The organism is Corynebacterium sp. HMSC077D03 (assembly GCF_001808545.1).
Taxonomy (GTDB): Bacteria; Actinomycetota; Actinomycetes; order Mycobacteriales; family Mycobacteriaceae; genus Corynebacterium; species Corynebacterium simulans.
In genome coordinates this window covers 1-1,305 of the sequence record NZ_KV793660.1, presented here as the reverse complement: position 1 = coordinate 1,305, position 1,305 = coordinate 1, and the positions used below count along the sequence as shown (strand labels likewise).

The 1,305-nt window shown below is 53.9% G+C and carries 1 protein-coding gene; it reads left to right on the top strand.

Annotated elements, in window-relative coordinates:
* The first annotated feature begins 49 nt into the window (after positions 1 to 49).
* Positions 50 to 1,275 (top strand): IS3 family transposase gene (locus HMPREF2888_RS01755; RefSeq protein ID WP_141744804.1). Its coding sequence is split into 2 segments (ribosomal slippage): positions 50 to 329 and positions 329 to 1,275, totalling 1,227 coding nucleotides; the frame shifts between segments, so codons are not numbered across the junction.
* The last annotated feature ends 30 nt before the right edge of the window (positions 1,276 to 1,305 follow it).

Genomic DNA, 1,305 nt, shown 5'->3' with positions numbered 1-1,305 from the left:
TGAAGCGTCCTGGGTTTAGTTCCTACCTCAGCTAAGGAAGGATTGAACTATGCCTAGAAAGTATTCCGTCGAGTTCAAGGACAAGGCGGTCCATCAGATCATCGAAATGGTCCGCCTGGAATCTTGCTCACTGCAACGCGCCTACACGGAGGTCGGCGAGCTCCTTGGAGTATCTCACCACACGTTGCGGGCTTGGTACCGTGACAGCGCTTCAGTACGCGATAATTCTGACGCTTCAGGCGGCGAAACAATGGAAGAAGAGCTCAAGCGTCTGCGCCGCGAAAACCGCGAACTGAAACGAGCAAACGGGATTCTTAAGACAGCTTCGGCTTTTTTCGCAGCGGAACTCGACCGACCCACGACCAAATGATCTCCTACATCGACACGTATAAAGATCAGTTTGGGGTCGAGGCCATCTGTCGAGTCCTTAAACAAGCAGATCGTGGATTCATTACTTCACGCGGCTACCGCAAAGCCACCACACGCGTTCCCAGTGCAAGAGCCTTAAGCGATAGCCTGCTCATCCCAGAAATACAGCGTGTGCATGCGGAGAATTTCTCGGTCTACGGTATCCGCAAAATGTGGCACGCGATGAACCGTGAAGGCTTTCATATCGGCCGCGACAAGACTGCACGACTAATGAAGCTAGCAGGTGTTTCCGGCCGCCGACGTGGGCGAACCCCTGTGACAACGATTAGCCCGAAGGCACCGGATCATCGCCCGGATCTTGTACAACGAGACTTTCGTGCCCAAGCGCCAGGCAGGTTGTGGGTTGCCGACATTACCTACGTTCGTACCCTGTCAGGATTCGCCTATACCGCGTTTGTCGTGGATGTCTTCAGCCGAAAAATTGTTGGTGTTGCTACACGCTCGACGATGCGTACCGATGCGCTGCCCATGGAGGCTTTGGAGCATGCGTTAACGACTGCAGGGCGAATTCATGGAAACCAGCTGATTCATCATAGTGATCGGGGCAGCCAGTACGTGTCACTGAAGTATTCCACCGCGCTAGCGGAATCCGGAATCCGTCCGAGTGTGGGAACAGTCGGCGATTCTTATGACAATGCTCTAGCCGAAACAGTCAATGGTCTCTACAAGGCGGAACTGATTCATGCTCAAGGTCCGTGGACGTCGGTCGGAGAAGTCGAATTGGCCACCTTGCGGTGGGTGTATTGGTGGAACACCAAGCGGCTTCATGAAGCTTTGGACTACGCCACCCCACAGGAAGTAGAAACCGAGTACTATCTCACCCAGCCCATCAACACAGGGCCGTAAAAGAAGCGGAACTAAACCCAGGACGCTTCA